Below are 17,946 nucleotides of genomic sequence, written 5' to 3' on the forward strand. Positions count from 1 at the left end.
TCCCGCCATGATGGCGACGACGGTCATCATCTTCGGCCGGACGCGCTCGACCGCGCCCTCCATGATGGCCTCGCGGAGATCGGTCCGGCTCAAGGTCCAACCCTCGGCGGCGCGGCGCGCCCTGATCTCGGCAAGCGCCTCGTTGAGGTAGATCAGCATCACCACGCCTGTCTCGGCGGCGACGCCGGCGAGCGCGATGAAGCCGACGGCGACGGCGACCGAGAGGTTGAATCCGAGCCACCACATCAGCCAAAGCCCGCCGACCAGCGCGAACGGCAGCGACAGCATGACGATCATCGTGTCGGTCACCGATCTGAAATTGAGGTACAGCAGCAGGAAGATGATGAGGAGCGTCGCCGGCACCACGATCTTCAGGCGGGCCATGGCGCGTTCCAGATATTCGTACTGGCCGCTCCAGACCACGTAGTAGCCCGGCGGAAATTGGACGCTGACCTGGACGGCGCGCTGCGCCTCCGCGACGTAGCCGCCGAGATCGCGGTCGCGGATGTCGACGTAGATGTAGGTCGCAAGCTGTGCGTTCTCCGTCCGGATCGACGTCGGGCCGCGCGCGAGTTGGACGGTCGCGACTTCCGCGAGCGGGACGGCGCCGCCGGCCGGCATGGGAACGAGGACCTCGCTTGCGATCTTCTTCGGATTGTCTCTGAGGTCGCGCGGGTAGCGCATATTGACCGTGAAGCGCTGCCGGCCCTCGACGGTGGTCGTGACCGCCTGACCGCCGAGCGCCGTCGCGATGGTGTCCTGGACGTCCTGGACCATGATTCCGTAGCGGGCCAGCGCCGACCGGTCGGGCGTGATCTCCAGGTAGTAGCCCCCGATGGCTCGTTCGGCGTAGGCGGACGATGTTCCGGGCACGGTCCGCAGCACCTGCTCGATCTGCTTGGCGAGCTTGTCGATCTCGACGAGGTCGGTCCCGATCACCTTGACGCCGACGGGAGTGCGGATGCCGGTCGAGAGCATGTCGATGCGCGCCTTGATCGGCATGGTCCAGGCGTTGGAGACACCCGGGAACTGCAGCGCCTTGTCCATCTCGGCGATCAAGCCGTCGATTGTGAGCCCCGGCCGCCACTGCTGCTTGGGCTTCAGGTTGACCACGGTCTCGAACATCTCGGTCGGCGCCGGATCGGTCGACGTGGAGGCCCGGCCGGCCTTGCCATAGACCGACGCGACCTCCGGGAAGGAGCGGATGATGCGGTCCTGGGTCTGCATCAGTTCGGCGGCCTTGGTGACGGAGATGCCGGGCAAGGTCGTCGGCATGTAGAGGAGCGTGCCCTCGTCGAGGTTCGGCATGAATTCGGTGCCGAGCTGACGGGCGGGCCAGATCGTGACCGCGAGAGCGGCGAGCGCCAGCAGGATGACCAACGTCTTTGCGCGCAGCACGCCCTTGATGACGGGGCGGTAGATCCAGATCAGGAATCGGTTGATCGGGTTCCGGTGCTCCGGAACGATGCGACCCCGGACGAAGATCACCATCAACGCCGGCACCAGGGTCACCGAGAGCAGCGCGGCCGCCGCCATCGCGAAGGTCTTGGTGAAGGCGAGCGGGCTGAACAGCCGCCCTTCCTGCGATTCCAGCGTGAAGATAGGCATGAACGATACCGTGATGATCAGCAGGCTGAAGAACAGCGCCGGCCCGACCTGCGAGGCCGCCTCGATCAGGATCGCGACCCGCGACTTGCCCGGCTCCGCGCGCTCGAGGTGCTTGTGGGCGTTCTCGATCATGACGATGGCGGCGTCCACCATGGCGCCGATGGCGATGGCGATGCCGCCGAGGCTCATGATGTTTGAGCCGATCCCGAGCAGCTTCATCGCCCCGAACGCCATCAGCACGCCGACCGGCAGCATCAGGATGGCGACCAGCGCGCTGCGGACGTGCAGCAGGAACACGACGCAGACCAGCGCGACGACGATGCTCTCCTCGACCAGCGTGTGCTTGAGGGTGTCTATGGCGGCGTAGATCAGGTTCGACCGGTCGTAGACCGGCACGATGTCGACCGACTTCGGCAGGCTGGTGGCGATCTCCTTGAACCGCTTCTTGACGTTCTCGATGACGTCCAGCGCGTTCATGCCGAAACGCTGCAGCACGATGCCGCTCGCGACCTCCCCTTCGCCGTTGAGTTCGGTGATGCCGCGCCGCTCGTCCGGCCCCAGTTCGACGCGGGAGACGTCCCGCAGCAGCACCGGCGTGCCCTTGTCCGTCTTGAGGACGATGTTGCCGAGATCGTCGATGCTTTTCAGGTAGCCACGGCCCCGGATGACGTATTCGAACTCCGACAGCTCGACCGTACGACCGCCGACGTCGGCGTTGCTGGCGCGGATCGCGTCCCGGATCTTCGGCATGGTGATGCCGAGGTCGCGCATCCGCTGCGCGTCGAGGATCACGTTGTACTGCTTGACGAAGCCGCCGACGCTCGCGACCTCGGCCACGCCTTCCGCCTTGGCCAGCGCGAATTTGAGATTCCAGTCCTGGATGGTGCGCGTGTCGGCGAGGTTCAGCTCTTTCGACACCACCGCATACTGGTAGACCCAGCCAACTCCCGTGGCGTCCGGACCGATGGTGGGCGTGACACCCGCAGGAATGCGCGATGTGGCGGCGTTCAGGAATTCGAGCACCCGCGAGCGCGCCCAGTAGATGTCCGTGCCATCCTCGAAGATGACGTAGACGAACGAGACCCCGAAGAACGAGAAGCCCCGCACCACTTTGGATTTCGGCACGGTCAGCATCGCCGTCGCAAGCGGATACGTGACCTGGTCCTCGATCACCTGCGGCGCCTGCCCCGAGTATTCCGTGTAGACGATCACCTGGGTGTCCGAGAGGTCCGGAATGGCGTCGAGCGGAAGATGGATCAGCGCGTAGATGCCGGCCGCAGCGGCGAAGCCGGTTCCGAACAGCACCAGCAGCAGGTTGCGCGCCGACCAGGCGATGACGCGAGCGATCATGGGCGCGCTCCCGATCCGCTGGTTGGCGCCTCGGGCGGCATGCTGTTGGACTCGGCAAATCCCTTGAGCGCCGCTTTCAAGTTGCTCTCGGCATCGATCAGGAAGTTGGCGGAGGTCACGACCGCTTCGCCCTCGGAGAGGCCATTCGTGATCTCGACGAAGCCGCCGCCGCGCCGGCCCAGCTTCACTTCGCGCGGCTCGAAGCGGCCCTCTCCCTTGTCGACCAGAACGGCCTGGCGGCTCCCGCTGTCGAGCACGGCGCTCTCCGCCACCGCCAGCACCGGCCCCGGCGTACCGGCCTCGATCTCGGCATCAACGTACATCTCCGGCCGCAGCAGTTCGTCGCGATTGGGCACCTCGATCCGGATCCGCGCGGTGCGCGTCGCGGCGTTGAGATGGGGATAGATCAACGCCACAGTGCCCTCCAAGCTCTGGCCGGCGAACGCGCGTGGCCTGATGGTCACCTTCGTCCCAACCGCGACCTGCGGCAGATCGCGCTCGGCGACGTCGATCAGGACCCAGACGAGGCGGTGGTCGGCGATCCTGAACAGGACGTCGCCGGGCCCCGCGCGCATGCCGGGCACGGCGTTGCGCTCGAGGATCTCGCCGTCCTGCGGCGCGAGCCACGGGATCGAGAGAGATATCTCCCGGGTGCGCTCGAGCTCCTTGATGGCCGCTTCCGGAGCAGCGAGATTCTCCAGTCGCCGGCGCGCGCCCTTCAGGTCCTTTCCGGTCGCGCCGGCGTTGAACGCCGAAAGATATTCGGCGGCCGCGCTGGAAAGAGCTGGGCTGTACACGTTCAGAAGCGGCTGGCCCTTGTGGACGTGGTCGCCGGTCGTGACGTTGGCGACGCTCTCGACGAAGCCCTCGAACCGCAGCGCGACGACGGAGATGCGTCTCTCGTCCTCCTGGACGGTGCCTGGAGCGCGAATCAAGGAGATCACGGGTCTTTTGACGACCGCCTCAGATTTTGCGCCTGTACGCTGTATTTTCCCGGACGAGAGCTTGATCGATCCGTCGTCGGCGTCCTCGCCTTCGTACACAGGGATGTAGTCCATCCCCATCGAGTCCTTCTTGGGCACCGGCGAGGTGTCCGGCAGGCCCATCGGATTCCGGTAGTATTTGATCTTGCGCTCGGTCTTCGCGTCGGCCTTGGTCCGCGCCGGCGCTTCCTCGGGTTCGTCGAAGCTGACGTCGGCTCCCGCCGGCACGGCACGCCAGGCGCGCCCATCCGGCGCCTTCTTCGGCTCGAGCGAATAGAACGGCTTCCCGTCCGGATCCTGGTAGTAGATCGTCGCGCCGCCCTCGGCCGCCGCAGCGACCGTCACCGGTCCGGCGAATGGGTTCGCACGCGGGATTGCGCCCGCGTAAAGGCCGGCGCCGGCCGCTGCGCAAACCGCAGCGGCCGCACCTATCGCGATGGCGCGCCTCATTGCTTCGCCGTCACGACGAGCTTGTTTTCGACCGTGCCGGTCTCGCCCTGCACCTTGGCGCCGAGGGACAATTGCCAGCGGCCCGCCATGCTGAAGTTGGCCTTGAACCGGTACGTCCCAGGCTCGGTCCCCGGCATCGAGGTCACCTTGGTGACCATCTCCTGCATGCCGTCCGGCGCCATGTCGAGGCGGGAGGCGAATATGACCGCGTCCGGCACCGGTTTGCCGGTTTTCTTGTTCACCAGCCGCACCGTCACGACCTTGTCTGGGCCGGTCTGAACCGCCGGCTCGACGAGCTGGAATTCGTAGTCCTTGATGTCCGCGAAGGCGGAGTTCGGCGCGGCCGTGAGCGAAAGGCCGACCAGCGCGGCGGCCAAGCCGCGCGCTGCACTTGCGATCTTCATGATGTCTGTTCCTCGAAACGTCTGTTGAGCCGCCGAAGCGGCATGCGAAACACGCGATGGACGCGCGGCAACGTTCCGGCGCCTCAGCGCCGGTCAGACGATCGATCGAGGGGGATGGTCTGGAGGGGGGCGGGCCAGGCCGTCGGCAATCAGGTCATCGAGCGGCCGCAGCAGTTCGCGCACAGGCTGCCCGATGCTCACTGTCGCGGCCGAAGGTCCAGTCTGGAGCACCTTCAACATGCAGATCGCGACGAGAGGACAGTCCTGGCATTGCTTGTTGTTCTGCTTGTCCGGGCAGCACGCCATGTCATCCGGCATGTCCTGCGCGTCTGTCATCTGCAGCGCGCCCATCGAATGTCCCGCCGCCGCCGGCGTTGCCAGGGGCGCGACCGTCAGCCCAGCGGTCACAAGGACCGCGAGCAGATGTCTGAAGAGGCGGCGAGCATTCATGGTGTCACAGTCTCACAGGGCCGGAATGCTGGAAAGTCCCCCGGTTCACAAATGCGCGAGCCGGGCGTCTAGTGGTTAACCATCTCAAGGGTCAGCCGATGGCTTCCTTGCCGACGAAACGCATGAACGTCGTCCGGCCTGCCGGCCCAAACTGCACCACCTCGTAAGGCTGCGGGTGTCCACCTTCCATCCCGGGCGATCCTACGGGCATGCCAGGGACGGCAAGCCCCAAAGCCTTCGGACGCTCTGTCAGCAACCGCCGAACCGCCGACGCCGGTACGTGTCCCTCAAGGATGTAGCTGTCCACCTCTGCCGTGTGGCACGCGGCCAGATCGGCCGGGACGCCCAGGCGTTTCCGGACGCCCGGAAGGTCGGAAGCATCGTCCACCTGGACCGTAAATCCTGCGTCGCGCAAGTGTTTGACCCAGCCGGAGCAACAGCCGCAGTTCGGATCCTTGTGGACCTTGATCATGGGTTCAGCGGCAATGGCGGGGCGGGCCGATGCTCCAAGCGTCGCGGCAGCGATCAGGGCCAGAAAGGATCGTCGCGCAAAGCTCGCCTTCTCGGCGCCTCGTTCTCGGTAGCTCATCGGACACCTCTACGTGAAGAAGACGAGGGATTGCGGAGCTAATTGTATTCCGCGATCCCTCGTCCGCCAATCAGCGAACGTCACCGCGAAACTAGCGGGATTTGGGTCCTCCCTGATACCGCCAAGCGGATCCACCGGCCATCGGAGTGGTCACGGCCTGATACTCCGGCGTTCCGCGATCATAGGCGAACGCCGAATATGGACTGCGCTGCGGGAGAGACGGTCTCGCTTGCGCGGTTTGCCTGGCCTCGTCTGGCCAATAGCTTCTGTCGGAGATCGTCGAGCCCGCCTGGGCGCTGGCGGATAACGCCGCCAGAAGCGTGATTGCGAGAAGGCTTTTCGTCAACATAGTCCCGGCTCCATCATCTTTGCTGAAACGCATGTATTGCGCTTCTAATGAGGAGTTCGGAACCGATCGTCCGGTGGTTACACGCTCACGCCGACGTGAGAGGCGCCAGTCCTTTGGTTACCACCGCAGCAGCCGCGGTCCCAAAACAGCGCCGGCGAGCGTGCACAGCACGATCGTGCCGCCATACCAAAGCGCGACAAAGGGCAGCGAGTCGTCGGTGCAGTGCAGCGCATAGCCGATCGCACTCACGCCACCTGCGACCAACCCACTGAAGGCGCCTGTGCGCACCAGATTGGTCGGAGCCGCCTGTCGGACCGCCCAAATGACGACTGCAAAGGGAACGACCGCGATGATCGGAATGGAAACGAGGCATTCAAGCCAGTCCACCCCCATCACCATCGTGCTCCAGTGCGAGCTGGGCGCCTGTCCAAGGTGGACACCCGCGAGCAGCAGGATCGCCACGAACGGTAGCGCCGCGAGGCCGGCAGAAACCTTTCGCTCTCCTCCCGGACGGGCAAGTCGGGTCAAATAGATCGACGCCGCGCCCACCGTGCCGACCGCGAACGCGAGCTTCAGGAACAGGAAAATCACGGCGCGGGGCGCAGTCAGGTCCGGGCGGACGCCCAGCGCGATGAAGGTGATCCCGATCGCAACGACAATTCCAACCGCAAGCGCGATGCCCACGCTTCGACCGACCAGTCGCCGGTTGACCGGCTCCACGTTCGTGCTGAGTGCGGCGATCAACTCGTCTGTCTTCATCTTTGCGCTCTCTGGGCGATCAGCGCCGCCAACGCCTTCAATCCACGATGGATATTGACCTTCACGCTCGATTCCGAAATGCGGCACCGCCTTGCGGCTTCGGCCACGCTCAGGCCATCGACCTTCACGGCCTCGATCGCGCACGCCATCTTCTCCGGCAACTGCTTCAGTAGACGCGCCAGGTCGAAAGTGCTCTCTGCGCTCAGGTGATCGTCACGGGCGGTGACTTCACTGGCTTCATCGATCGGCACATCGGCTACGGATGCCCGGTCCCGGCGGAGGAAATCGATCAATTTGTAGCGCGCAATCGCGTGCACCCAGGGCGTCAACGGCTCCCCCGGATCGTACGTGTGTCGCTGCGTGTGGATGGCCAAGACGGCCTCCTGGACCAGATCCTCCGCGTCCGTCGCACCTCGGCCGACCTTCGCGAGCTTGCCCTTGTAATAGGCACGCAAGTGCCGGCTCAGCCGCTCAAGCAGCATGCGATGCGCGGCCGCGTCACCCTCCTGACTGGCGAGCATAAGCGCCTTCAGCTCCGTTTCCGCGGTCATGCTCGCCATCTACGCTCTAGTTCGATCGGACTGTCATTTCGGTTACAGCCCCATCGGAAAATCTTACTGCAGGAACCCAGCGAGGACCGCAGTTTTCAGCACAAATAGGGATCCCGACCCGGCATTTACGCGATCGTAGAAACCATTCCTTCGACCGTCGATTGGAAGAGCTGGGCGGGAGCGTTCCGGAAGGATGGAGATTTCCATGCACGCGCAACAAATGATCAGCACTCATCCCCGCGTGCGCGGACAGACGAACGACGCGCTGATCCGCTGCATTGAGGAGTGCTACTCCTGCGCGCAAACCTGCACATCCTGTGCCGACGCCTGTCTGGCGGAGGACAACATCAAGTCGCTTACGCAGTGCGTCCGCCTGAACCTGGACTGCGCAGACATTTGCAACGTCACAGGCAGGATAGCCACCCGGCGGACTGGGTCGGACGAGGAGACCATCCGCAGAATGCTGCACGCCTGCGCTGCAGCGTGCCGGCTCTGCGCCGACGAATGCGAAAAGCACGCCAAGATGCATGAACACTGCCGCATCTGCGCGGAAGCGTGCCGGCAGTGCATGAGCGCTTGTGAAGAGGCTGGACGCAGCATGGCTCACTGACGCATTGGGCCTTGCTCCCTTCGAGCGCCAGCAGCACAATTTCGAAACGGATCTGATCGACGGGCTCAGCGGAAGCAGGTCGCCTGAATCTTCGGGCTCAGGCGGACTTCCGCTGCGGCTTGGCCGACGACTTGTTCGCTGCCGCTTCCTTCGCTGCCTTCTTGCCCTCGATCGGCATCAGCATCTCTTTCTGGCCTGCAGCAGCCTTCCGCGGCTTCTTTGCGGGCTTGCCAGCCTCCGCCGGCGCGGCCTCCTGACCGACGCTCCGCCGCAGCGCCTCCATCAGGTCGACGACGTTGCCCGGGGCCGGCTTCGACTTGGGCGTGATCGGCTTGCCGGCGCGCTTCTGGTTGATGAGGTCGATCAGCGCGGTTTCGTAGTGGTCCTCGAACTTCTCCGGATCGAACTGGCCCGCCTTCTGGTCCACGATGTGCTTGGCGAGATCGAGCATGTCCTTCGTGACCTTGACGTCCTGGATCTCGTCGAAATACTCCTGCTCGCTGCGCACCTCATAGGGGTAGCGCAGCAGCGTGCCGACCAGACCCTTGCCCATCGGCTCCAGCCCGATGATGTGCTCGCGGTTGGTCAACACCACACGCCCGAGCGCGACCTTGTCCATCTCGCGGATGGTCTCGCGGATCACGGCGAAGGCGTCGTGACCGACCTTACCGTCCGGCCGGATGTAATAGGGCCGGATCAGGTAGCGCGGGTCGATGTCGGACTTGTCGACGAACTCGTCGATCTCGATGGTGCGCGTCGATTCCAGCGCGATCTCCTCGAGTTCCTCCTTCGTCACCTCGATGAACTGATCCTTTTCTAGCTGGTAGCCCTTGACGATATCCTCGTTGGGCACCTCGTCACCGGTGTCGGCGTCGACCTTGAGGTACTTGATCCGGTGACCGGTCTGCCGATTGAGTTGGTTGAAGCTGATCTTCTCGGACTCGGAGGTGGCCGGATAGAGCGCCACCGGACAGGTGACGAGCGAGAGACGCAGAAAACCCTTCCAATTGGCTCGCGGGGCCATACGCAAAACTCCAGGCGGGACTCGGATTCAAAGACGAACGAGCCGCGCCAGTTCCGACACTTGGCCGTCGTCCTCGCGATTCATCGAACCCGGCCTGCAGCGCCACCGGGATCCGAAGCACGCGGCTTGACTCTCAGCGAACGAAAGGGGAACATTCGGCATGTCCGCCGAGCCCGCGACCATCCGCATCCGCCGCCGAGGACTTGGAGGCCGCCGCCGACCAGGCCATCGCCGCCTGCGGCGGCGGCGCCCGGGAAACGGTGAAGGCGCTGCTCGTTGCGAACGGCTTTCTCGAGAACGAGATCGCCGAGCTGCGCGCGACGGTGTCGAAAGGATATTCGCGCGGTCGACACTTCGCGCAGCGCGACCGCAAGGAGTGACTGCGATGGACGTCACCTACTACGTGGCGCTGCCGTTCGTCATGGCCGACGATGGAGTTGCGCCGGGCGAAGCAGTGGAGTGCCTGAGCGCAAACTCCGCCGTCATGCGCGCGGAGGCGCTTTCGCGCAAGCCGGGCTGCGCCGGCGCGGTCGCATTCAGCCGGACCGGAGATCCCGCGACCGGCGAATTCGGCGACGCCACGCTGATCCGGAAGTTCGGCGAGGTGCCGGACGATCTGAGCGCGCTGTAATGCGACCTCGACGCCCGCTTCGCGGAGCCCGGTGGATCCGCTTCAAGGCGGCGACGGCAGCGTCCGGGCAAGGCGAACCGTCACGGGCAAGGCGAACCGTCACGTGACCCTTGGCAGCGGCCCGCGAAGTGCCTCAGCGCTCGAGCCGAAACACCTGCTGACGGTTCAACCGATCCAGGGCGTGGACCAATTCGTCGCCGTCGAGTACGGCCCTCAGCCGCCGCAAGGTCTCTACGGGATCCAGAGAGCCCATCTGGTCCTCGCTGAGGATTCGTCGAGCGTCCACCACCGCGCGAAACAAGGCATCATGATCGGGGCTGTTCATGTTCTGGCTACCTCGCGCACAGACCAGCTTTTCCCGGCGGGTATCGCAGCACCATGCCGGCGTCGCCGACCAGCGCGTGAGAGCTGACCTCGTCTTCGATCGGAACGACGGCAAGTTCGGTGTCCAGCTTCCAGTCGGGTGTGAGGTCGAGCTCGCCCGGAAAGATCTGCCAGCGCGACCCGTCGTCGAGTTCGACGATGTGGCTCGCGGAATGCGATCGGATCTTCATGGCGCGTCTTCGCGCTGTCCCTTCATCCGGACGGCTACTTCTGTCCCGACGGGGCCTGGGCGTTCGAGTTGTTGGGATTCTGCTTGTTGGCCTGGTGATGCCCGATGACGCACCCCGCCGCAGCCCCGAGCTTGCCGTGACCGGCCATGTGGCCGGCGACGCCGCCGACGATGGCGCCCTTGATGCATCCCTTGGCTTCCGCCGGCGAGACAAGAGCGAGTGCGAACAGGACGGCAATGGCCGAGATCGCTTTCATAATCTTTCTCCGAAACAACGGCGTCGGTGGGTCAAGTCGCCTGAATGATGGCCGTTCCGTTCGGCCCACTGTCGACGGATCGGCGGGGCGGCAGTCCATGGAAACGCTGGATGGGCGCAGCCCCGCCTTTGGGGGCTTTTGGGGGGCTTGGGGGCGGAGCCACGCAGGCCACGCATTTGCGTGCGGACCCGGAGAATCAATCCGGATCAAGCACGCTCGTTCCTCAAGTCGGAGGACCCGAGGATTTTCGATCATGAAACCTGGAGACTCTGGCTGCGGACATCGTATGATCGCTCCAGGGGTTTCAGGGATGACTGCCGCGATCAACGAGCGACCGATGTGTCCGGTATGCAAACACCGGATGGCGTTGGCGCGCATCTCTCCCGGCCAGCGCGGTTTCGAGGAGCGCACCTTCGAGTGCTCGACCTGCGAGCGCACGGAAGTGGTCCGCTTCGCGGTGGATCCGATGCAGACGGATGCGGTCGGCTGGCTCGCCGGCGAACTGAAGCCGCCGCAGTGACGTTCGAACAGAACTTGCGTGAGTGGGGTAGCGTGATGGACGCGGACTTCTGCAGAGAACAGGTGCAGCGCATCCGCGCGCTGGCCGAGCGGGCCGATCCCTTCACCCGGCGCCGCCTGCTGGCGCTGGTCGGCCGATACGACGCCAAGCCGGGCGGTCCGTCGAGGGTCGCGGAGCGGCCGCTGCCGGTGCGCAGCGCGCCGCCGGCAGCGAACTTCTCCGGATCGGGCGAGGCATGACGAAGGGCGGCGCGGCCGAGATCAAGTGTGACGCCTGCGGGGGCACCGGACACCAGCCCGCGCAGACGGCGGAGCCCGGCCGCCGGGTCTATCCGGGGCGCTGCGTGAGGTGCGGCGGCAAGGGACGGTTGCCCAAGTCGGGGTGACTGAGCGCGCACGGCCGATCGCATCTGAGAGCTGGTTCACACTCGCCTGGCGTCGCGGCGGGCTATCGTATCGTTCTCGCTTCCTGGAGGAGACCGATGATGGCCGCACTGGCGAAGGCACTCTCGCAGGCAGCCGGCGCGGACATCGACGTCGAAGGGCTGAAGGTCATCCTGATCGTTTGCGGCGCGGGCCTGCTGCTGTCGCTCGCGATCGCGATGGAATACGGCGTGACCTCGAGGCGCGGCTCCTCTAGGGCGGGTCTCCTAGAGGTTCACAGGCGCTCGGCGGTCGGACTCCCGCGTTCAGGGCCCGAGACCCGCCTCACCCGCCTTTTCTCCGACGAGACGCGCCTCCCGTGGCGGCGGCGCGACGGCGACCCGAAGGCCAGCCACCGCCCGGCCTCTCAATCAGACGCCGGCTCCATCCCGACCGGGTATTAACGCGGCGGCTGCCGCCGCAATGATCTTGGAATACGGCACCTCAGGCGCCTGGCCAGGGCGACAGGACGGAACGAATCCAGCTCGGCGCGTTGAGTCCAGCATGTGTGCCGTGGCGTTGCGTCAGTCTCGTTCGGGGGTATCGCGCGTCCCCGGCGTCCGCAAAGCTGCAATTGCAGGTTACATCGAGCCGTGTGATCCCACGCTGCGCGAGAATCCGCCGCGTGGCGAGGGTTGGGTCTACGAAATCAAGGCGGACGGCTACCGCGCGCAACTGCATCTTGAAGACGGCGAGGTCACGGTCTATTCGCGCACGGGGCTGGATTGGACCGAGCAGTTTTCCTCGATCGCTGCCGCGGCTCATAAGCTGAAGGCGAAGAGCGCGATCATCGACGGCGAGGCCGTCGTCTACGGCAGCGGCGGCCTGCCAGACTTCCAGCAGCTCCGGCGCGAACTCGGCCGCAAACGCAGCGAGCGTGTGCGATATCACGCCTTCGATCTCCTGCACCTCGACGGGTACGATCTGCGCGGCGCGGCGTATGAGGATCGCAAGCGGTTGCTGCACCAGCTTCTGAAGGAGGCACCCGAGACTTTCATCTATGTCGAGGCTATCGAGGCCGCCGGCGACGAGATCTTTGCGAAGGGGTGCGAGCTTGGATTGGAAGGACTCGTCGCAAAACGGCTCGGCCAGCCCTACCGCTCGGGCCGGCAGGAGACCTGGATCAAGCTCAAATGCAAGAAGAGCGAGACGTTTCCGATCGTCGCCTTCGTCGAGAAGCTTGGTGCTCACCCCCGCAAGATCGCTTCCCTTTACGTAGGCCGTCGTGAGAATGACAAGCTGCTCTACGCGGGCAAGGTCCGCACCGGCTACACGGAGGCAGCCGCGCGCGAACTGCGCGAGCGGCTGGATCCGCTGATCCGCCGCACCTCGCCGCTGGACATGAAGGTCAAGAAGCCGAAGGCCACCTGGGTCGAACCGAGCGTGAATGCCGAGGTGGAGTATGGCGCGCTGACCGACGATGGCCTGCTGCGCGAAGCCGTGTTCAAAGGACTTCGGGACGATCTCGCGCTGCGCAAGGTGAAGGCGCCGCGCCTGGTGCCCACCTCCGCGGGACGGCCGAAGCTGGGCGTGTCCAAGGAAAACATCCTCCAGCTACTGCCCGACGCGGTCGTCCCTTCCAAGGAAGAACTTGGGGACTACTGGAAGCGCGTATGGAAGAAGGCGCTGCCGCATCTCGGCCACCGCCCGCTCAAGCTGGTGCGGCACGTGCACGGCACCACCTTCTACCACAAGGGGCCGCTTCCGAAGGATATTCCGGAAGCCGTCCACCAGCTTCGTATCCAGAAGCGCGAGGGTGGCGAAGGCACGCGCCTCTGGGTCGACAGCCTCGAAGGCTTCCTTGGATTGGTGCAGATCGGGGCCGTCGAGCTACACCCGTGGAATTCGACTGTCGAGGACATCGAGCACGCCGACCGGATCGTCATCGACCTCGATCCGGGAGACGGCGTGGGATGGGAGCAGGTGGCCGACACCGCGCTTGAGCTTCGGGCGTTCATGAAGCGCGAGGGGCTGGACACCTGGCCGAAGCTGACCGGCGGCAAAGGTGTCCACCTGATGGCGCCCCTCGCGGTACCGATGCTGCACGATCAGGCTCATCGGACCGCCCGCCGACTCTGCACTGAATTTGCATCGCGCGAGTCCGAACACTACATCCTTTCGGCGCAGGCAATGCGCAACGGGCGGATCTTCCTCGATTACTTGCGCAACGGACGCGGGACCACTGCCGTCGGCACCTATTCGCCGCGGGCGCGCCGAGCGTTTCCGATAGCTGCGCCCGTCACTTGGTCGCGCATCGAGAAAGGCGTCAGGCCGGACGCCTTCACGATGGACAGCCCCTATCGGGTGCAGCAGAGGAGGCTCCCATGACGGATGCGTTCGACCGTTGGATCGAGTGGGCCAAGAGACCGCCCGGGGACAGGACGGGGCTGCCGTTTGAGCCGGTCGGCGGACTGCCGCGTACTGCGGCGGCTCGTGCCGCGCCGCCATGCCAGGCCCCCGCCGGCTGTGGGACCCGAACCGCCGTCCTGCTGAGCTCGTCTGCAAACGCTGACCGCCTTCACGCGCTTTTCCTGCAGGATCTGAGGACGCGCTGGCGCCAGCTAAGCTCACCGAGGAACCCGACCGTCACCGGCCGAGACGCTTCTCGACACTCTTGCGGGAATTGCCGACCTTCTTGACGGCCTTCTTCACGGCCGATGCCGAGCGGCCAGTTTTCTTCGCTTCATACCGGACTTCGTAGTCCTGTCCCTTGGCTACGCGCGCTCGGTCCTGTTTGCGCCCTCGCGCGCTCTTCTTCTTCGCCGCCATCGGCTACTCCTATCGCGAATGATCGATGCGGGTGCAACGCCGCAAGGATTCGCAGGTTCCGGCCTCCAGCCCCCCGGTCCAAGCGGGCGAGTTGTTGCGGCCCAGCGGCTCGTCGAGGCCCGCTTCCGAACCATTAGGCGACAACGGACGTTATCGAATCATGTCAGACGCCTTCGACTACTTCAGGGCCTACGCGGTCCGAGCTCTCTGCAAAGCCCGCTCGATGCCGCAGGGCAAGATGAAGCATCTGCAGCTTGTGGCTGGACGAATTTATAACCTCCTCAAGAAAGAGGCCGCTTACGCTCCGAACATGCAGCACCTCGAGGACTTCCGCGCAGCGCAGAAGCTCGAGCGATCTCTCGATCGGGAGCCTGACGTCGCCGCGGCCGCTCGACGTCGCGTCACGTCACCGGGATCGCAGGACATGGGGCGGGAGGCTCATTGAGTGCCCGCCCTCGAGACCCGCGCCGTAGCACGCCTCCTTCGAGAATATGCGCAGCGCAGCGCCTTGCGCGGCGGCAATCCGTACCGCGCAAAAGCCTACTCTCGGGCCGCGGATAGCCTGGCGGCCCTTGCAATCCCGCTTCATGTACTCATCGCCGAGGACCGGCTTACCGAGATCCCGGGCGTCGGTGAGGCGATCGCCGACATCATCACCAAGCTGCACAAGACGGGCACGCATCCCAGCCTCGAGAAGCTGCGCAAGGAAATTCCGCAGGGCGTGCTCGAGATGCTCTCCGTGCCCGGTCTGCGCCCCGAGAAAGTGCTGCGTCTCTACAAGGATCTCGGCATCACGTCTCTTGCCGAATTGGAGGCCGCGGCGAAGGACGACCGCATCAAGAAGGCCAAGGGACTGGGTGCATCACTTCAGACCAAGATTCTGCAGAATCTGGCCATCGCGAAGAGCGGAGAAGGCCGCCTCCATTTGCACCGCGCCGCCGCCCTGCTGGCCCACGCCAAGGATTCGGTCCGCAAGTCCAGGCCCGAGCTGAAGCGCGTCACCATCGCCGGCGACTTCCGACGGGGCTGCGACCTCATCGGCGATCTCTCGATCGTTGCTGAGGCCCCAAAGGCCGGCAAGGCGGCGAAGCCGTCGCCGACGGACGGACTGCAGATCCGCCTGTCGGACCGCAAGCACTTCGGCGCCGCGCTTTTGTTCGCGACCGGCTCCGCCGCCCACATCGAGCAGCTCCAGACGCTGGCCGCCGAAAAGGAGATGCGGTTGGAAGCCGACGGCTTGCACAAGGGGCGCACCCTGATCGCCCGTGACGAGGCCGAGATCTACCGCGCCCTCGGTCTGCCCTTCATCGACCCTGAGCTCCGGGAGGGGCGCGGCGAGATCGAGGCGGCTCTGAAAGGCAAGCTCCCGAAGCTCGTGACCGACCAGGACCTGCGCGGCATCCTTCACTGTCACACCGATTCGTCAGATGGCACCGAGACTCTGGAGACCATGGCGAAGGCGACGCGCCAGCGAGGTTTCGAGTATTTCGGCGTAGCCGATCATTCCAAGTCTGCCCACTACGCCGGCGGACTGACGGTCAAGCAGATCGCGCAGCAGCACCGGGAAGCCGAGCGCCTGAACAAGCGCTTCGGCAAGGATTTCCGGATCCTCAAAGGCATCGAGTCGGACATCCGGGCTGACGGCTCGCTCGACTATCCGGATGAGGTGCTCGAGCGCTTCGAATTCGTGGTCGCCAGCATTCACGGCCGCTTCAAGCTGGACCGCAAGGCGCAGACGCAGCGCCTCCTTCGGGCCATCAGCGATCCTCATACCACCATCATCGGCCACATGACCGGGCGACAGCTCCAGCGGCGGCCGGGCTACGAAATCGACGTCGAGAAGGTGCTGCGGGCCTGCGCCAAGCATGATGTCGTCGTAGAGATCAACGCCCACCCATGGCGGCTCGACCTGGACTGGCGCTGGCACCAGGCGGCGCTCGAGTTCGGCTGCATGGTGAGCATCAATCCGGACGCGCACTCGATCCCGGAACTTGACCACATGCACTGGGGAGTCCAGATGGCCCGCAAGGGTGGCGTCCCTGCCGATCGGGTGCTGAACGCGATGAAGCTCCCCGAGATCACGCGCTACTTCCGCCAGAAGCGGCGCTCGCTCGCCCGCGCCGCCTGATGCCGCAGGCGCACGATCTCTCGCTCGAGGGAAAGGTGGCGGCGGTCGCCGCCGGCCCCGGGCACCACTTCAGCAAACCTCTCCAGGATCGCATCGTTCTGGTGGAGGGCCACGGCGTCCAAGGCGACGCGCATGCCGGCCCATTTGTTCGGCATCGCCATCTCGCCCGCCGCCGGCCGCGCCTGCCCAATCTCCGGCAGGTCCACCTGATCCCGTGCGAGCTCTTCCCAAAGCTCCTCAGAGCCGGCTTCGAGGTCGCAGCGGGGGACATGGGTGAGAATATCACAATGAGTGGCCTGGACCTGGAGCGGATGCCGCTCGGCACCCTCATCGAGTTGGGTCCCACGGCCATCGTCGAGCTGACCGGTCTCCGGACGCCCTGTGTCCTCATCGACCGCTTCCGGGCTGGCCTGAAGCGACAGGTGCTCTCGTCGGCGGAAACGGGCCCTCCATTCAAGTCGGGGGTGCTGGGCGTGGTCCGGGCGGGGGGGCCCGTCGCGGCTGGCGATAGCGCGCGGGTTCGCCTTCCATCCATCTCGTTTCAGGTGTTGCCGGCACTGTAAGAGCCCGGTGCACAACTCGGCGCCGGGACGAGCTTCTTCCATGTGGGCCTTACGGCGGATTAAAAGAAAGCCGGCGAATTCTAAGACCGCGCAGCCTTCCGACAAACCTACGCGACTGTCTCATCTCGGTACGGCCGCATACTTGTCCGGGATGAGCCACAGGGCGGCGGCCAGCGGCGGCTTGATGTCAAACATCTCGGCGCCGTTCCGGAAGTGGAAGACCCTGCGGATGCGGTAAGTCGACGGATTTTGGGCGGCAACTTCGTACTGGGTGCGGGACAGCCAGAACCGCGTCCGCGCATGCCCGTTGGTGGTTTTGATCTCGAGAAGGCTCTCCTCGCCGTCCGACTCGAAGGACCGAATGTCGTAGCCCCGATGGTCTTCGCCGCGATCGGCTGGCCAATCCATCGCCTTGGCCAGGTCTCGCCGGCCGGCTCGGCACAGCCGATCGAATTCGAACCTGAACACCATTTCCTCGCCAGCGCGCCCCAACGAGCGGTTGAGCTCGTCCCTGGCCGCCGGGTCGTACTTGCGGACCAGACGGCGCAGCGCCGAATGATGTTCCTGCAGGTCCGAATTCAGAAACGCTGGCGGCTGGACCAGCACCGGCCCTCCCGCCGACGTGAAGCGCGGCTGTATCGACACCGGATCAGTCAGTACCTTCGGATGCAGCGCCAACTGCGCCTCGACGGCCTCCACCAACGCGTCCTGGTAATTTAGGGCCGGCAGTAGACCCGAGATCCAGGCAATCCCGAGCTCGTCTAGAACCGCGGACACGTTGCGGAGCTTCCATTCGATCGACTTCTCGGAGCGACCGACCTCGGGCGCGAGCCTCCGGTACAGATCGGCCTTGTTGATCTTGTCGCCGGCGCGCTCGCGCTCAAGTATCAGGAAGTAGTTCGCGACCACGATTGCGACCTGCTCGGCCGTCCAGTCGGTGCCCCTTGCTCCCGGCGCTGTACCCTCGGCGTCCACT

23 protein-coding genes are annotated in these 17,946 nt (G+C 65.1%); 10 read left to right on the forward strand and 13 right to left on the reverse strand.

Annotated features, from left to right (window positions below):
• From IVA91_RS24075 to IVA91_RS24105, 7 genes are all read right to left on the reverse strand, one after another.
• The coding region (locus tag IVA91_RS24075) for a CusA/CzcA family heavy metal efflux RND transporter (RefSeq protein ID WP_247459316.1) at positions 1-2,958 on the reverse strand (2,958 nt) is incomplete at its 3' end.
• Complete coding sequence (locus tag IVA91_RS24080) at positions 2,955-4,391, reverse strand: efflux RND transporter periplasmic adaptor subunit (RefSeq protein ID WP_247459317.1); 1,437 nt, start codon at positions 4,389-4,391, stop codon at positions 2,955-2,957. The genes IVA91_RS24075 and IVA91_RS24080, both read right to left, overlap by 4 nt.
• Positions 4,388-4,795: a FixH family protein gene (locus IVA91_RS24085; RefSeq protein WP_247459319.1), complete on the reverse strand. Its 408-nt coding sequence runs from the start codon at positions 4,793-4,795 to the stop codon at positions 4,388-4,390. The genes IVA91_RS24080 and IVA91_RS24085 overlap by 4 nt, the downstream gene beginning before the upstream one ends.
• A gap of 93 nt (positions 4,796-4,888) precedes the next feature.
• Positions 4,889-5,146 (reverse strand): hypothetical protein, encoded by a 258-nt coding sequence (locus IVA91_RS24090; RefSeq protein WP_346015526.1) that lies wholly within the window; start codon positions 5,144-5,146, stop codon positions 4,889-4,891.
• Between the two features lie 190 nt (positions 5,147-5,336).
• On the reverse strand, positions 5,337-5,834 hold the full coding sequence (locus IVA91_RS24095) for a DUF411 domain-containing protein (RefSeq protein WP_247459322.1): 498 nt from the start codon (positions 5,832-5,834) through the stop codon (positions 5,337-5,339).
• Positions 5,835-6,300: 466 nt separating this feature from the next.
• Positions 6,301-6,942 (reverse strand): DUF1109 domain-containing protein, encoded by a 642-nt coding sequence (locus IVA91_RS24100; RefSeq protein WP_247459324.1) that lies wholly within the window; start codon positions 6,940-6,942, stop codon positions 6,301-6,303.
• The gene (locus IVA91_RS24105; protein ID WP_247459375.1) at positions 6,939-7,493 is read right to left on the reverse strand and encodes a sigma-70 family RNA polymerase sigma factor; all 555 of its coding nucleotides are present in this window, start codon (positions 7,491-7,493) and stop codon (positions 6,939-6,941) included. Before IVA91_RS24105 ends, IVA91_RS24100 begins: the two co-directional genes overlap by 4 nt.
• A gap of 205 nt (positions 7,494-7,698) precedes the next feature.
• Between IVA91_RS24105 and IVA91_RS24110 the strand changes: the two genes are divergently transcribed.
• A complete protein-coding gene (locus tag IVA91_RS24110) occupies positions 7,699-8,103 on the forward strand; it encodes a four-helix bundle copper-binding protein (RefSeq protein WP_247459326.1) in 405 nt (134 codons plus the stop codon).
• Positions 8,104-8,200: 97 nt separating this feature from the next.
• On the opposite strand, the gene IVA91_RS24115 is transcribed toward IVA91_RS24110, so the two are convergent.
• Entirely contained in the window at positions 8,201-9,127 is a 927-nt protein-coding gene (locus IVA91_RS24115; protein ID WP_247459328.1) for a Ku protein, read from the reverse strand.
• Positions 9,128-9,330: 203 nt separating this feature from the next.
• Between IVA91_RS24115 and IVA91_RS24120 the strand changes: the two genes are divergently transcribed.
• Complete coding sequence (locus IVA91_RS24120; RefSeq protein ID WP_247459329.1) at positions 9,331-9,507, forward strand: hypothetical protein; 177 nt, start codon at positions 9,331-9,333, stop codon at positions 9,505-9,507.
• Positions 9,508-9,512: 5 nt separating this feature from the next.
• Positions 9,513-9,758 carry a hypothetical protein gene (locus IVA91_RS24125; RefSeq protein ID WP_247459331.1) on the forward strand — a complete coding sequence of 82 codons (246 nt, stop codon included), beginning with the start codon at positions 9,513-9,515 and terminating at the stop codon, positions 9,756-9,758.
• A gap of 133 nt (positions 9,759-9,891) precedes the next feature.
• Here the strand turns inward: IVA91_RS24125 and IVA91_RS24130 are convergent, their stop codons facing one another.
• From IVA91_RS24130 to IVA91_RS24140, 3 genes are read right to left on the reverse strand one after another with little or no spacing between them, the layout of a single operon-like run.
• Positions 9,892-10,083, reverse strand: a complete 192-nt coding sequence (locus tag IVA91_RS24130; protein ID WP_247459333.1) for a hypothetical protein — start codon at positions 10,081-10,083, stop codon at positions 9,892-9,894.
• Between the two features lie 7 nt (positions 10,084-10,090).
• Entirely contained in the window at positions 10,091-10,312 is a 222-nt protein-coding gene (locus tag IVA91_RS24135; RefSeq protein WP_247459335.1) for a hypothetical protein, read from the reverse strand.
• A 34-nt stretch (positions 10,313-10,346) separates the two neighbouring features.
• A complete protein-coding gene (locus tag IVA91_RS24140; protein WP_247459337.1) occupies positions 10,347-10,568 on the reverse strand; it encodes a hypothetical protein in 222 nt (73 codons plus the stop codon).
• 310 nt (positions 10,569-10,878) lie between these two features.
• On the opposite strand from IVA91_RS24140, the gene IVA91_RS24145 reads away from it, so the two are divergent.
• From IVA91_RS24145 to ligD, 4 genes are all read left to right on the forward strand, one after another.
• Positions 10,879-11,088 carry a response regulator gene (locus tag IVA91_RS24145; RefSeq protein ID WP_247459339.1) on the forward strand — a complete coding sequence of 70 codons (210 nt, stop codon included), beginning with the start codon at positions 10,879-10,881 and terminating at the stop codon, positions 11,086-11,088.
• Between the two features lie 35 nt (positions 11,089-11,123).
• The gene (locus tag IVA91_RS24150; RefSeq protein WP_247459377.1) at positions 11,124-11,327 is read left to right on the forward strand and encodes a hypothetical protein; all 204 of its coding nucleotides are present in this window, start codon (positions 11,124-11,126) and stop codon (positions 11,325-11,327) included.
• 242 nt (positions 11,328-11,569) lie between these two features.
• On the forward strand, positions 11,570-11,914 hold the full coding sequence (locus IVA91_RS24155; RefSeq protein WP_247459341.1) for a hypothetical protein: 345 nt from the start codon (positions 11,570-11,572) through the stop codon (positions 11,912-11,914).
• Positions 11,915-12,014: 100 nt separating this feature from the next.
• Positions 12,015-13,838, forward strand: coding sequence for a DNA ligase D (ligD, locus tag IVA91_RS24160; RefSeq protein ID WP_247459342.1), 1,824 nt, complete (start codon positions 12,015-12,017; stop codon positions 13,836-13,838).
• Positions 13,839-14,096: 258 nt separating this feature from the next.
• Here the strand turns inward: ligD and IVA91_RS24165 are convergent, their stop codons facing one another.
• On the reverse strand, positions 14,097-14,279 hold the full coding sequence (locus IVA91_RS24165) for a DUF3606 domain-containing protein (protein ID WP_247459344.1): 183 nt from the start codon (positions 14,277-14,279) through the stop codon (positions 14,097-14,099).
• 160 nt (positions 14,280-14,439) lie between these two features.
• Between IVA91_RS24165 and IVA91_RS24170 the strand changes: the two genes are divergently transcribed.
• The 3 genes from IVA91_RS24170 to IVA91_RS36975 are packed head-to-tail and all read left to right on the forward strand — an operon-like array spanning position 14,440 to position 16,970.
• Entirely contained in the window at positions 14,440-14,724 is a 285-nt protein-coding gene (locus IVA91_RS24170) for a hypothetical protein (RefSeq protein WP_247459346.1), read from the forward strand.
• The gene (locus IVA91_RS24175; RefSeq protein ID WP_247459348.1) at positions 14,725-16,407 is read left to right on the forward strand and encodes a DNA polymerase/3'-5' exonuclease PolX; all 1,683 of its coding nucleotides are present in this window, start codon (positions 14,725-14,727) and stop codon (positions 16,405-16,407) included.
• Entirely contained in the window at positions 16,407-16,970 is a 564-nt protein-coding gene (locus IVA91_RS36975) for an MOSC domain-containing protein (protein WP_275996706.1), read from the forward strand. Before IVA91_RS24175 ends, IVA91_RS36975 begins: the two co-directional genes overlap by 1 nt.
• A 120-nt stretch (positions 16,971-17,090) precedes the next feature.
• Here the strand turns inward: IVA91_RS36975 and IVA91_RS37210 are convergent, their stop codons facing one another.
• A complete protein-coding gene (locus IVA91_RS37210) occupies positions 17,091-17,945 on the reverse strand; it encodes a DUF3883 domain-containing protein (RefSeq protein WP_247459352.1) in 855 nt (284 codons plus the stop codon).
• Between the last annotated feature and the right edge of the window lies 1 nt (position 17,946).

The organism is Bradyrhizobium sp. 153, from assembly GCF_023073835.1.
In the GTDB taxonomy this organism is placed as follows: Bacteria; Pseudomonadota; Alphaproteobacteria; order Rhizobiales; family Xanthobacteraceae; genus Bradyrhizobium.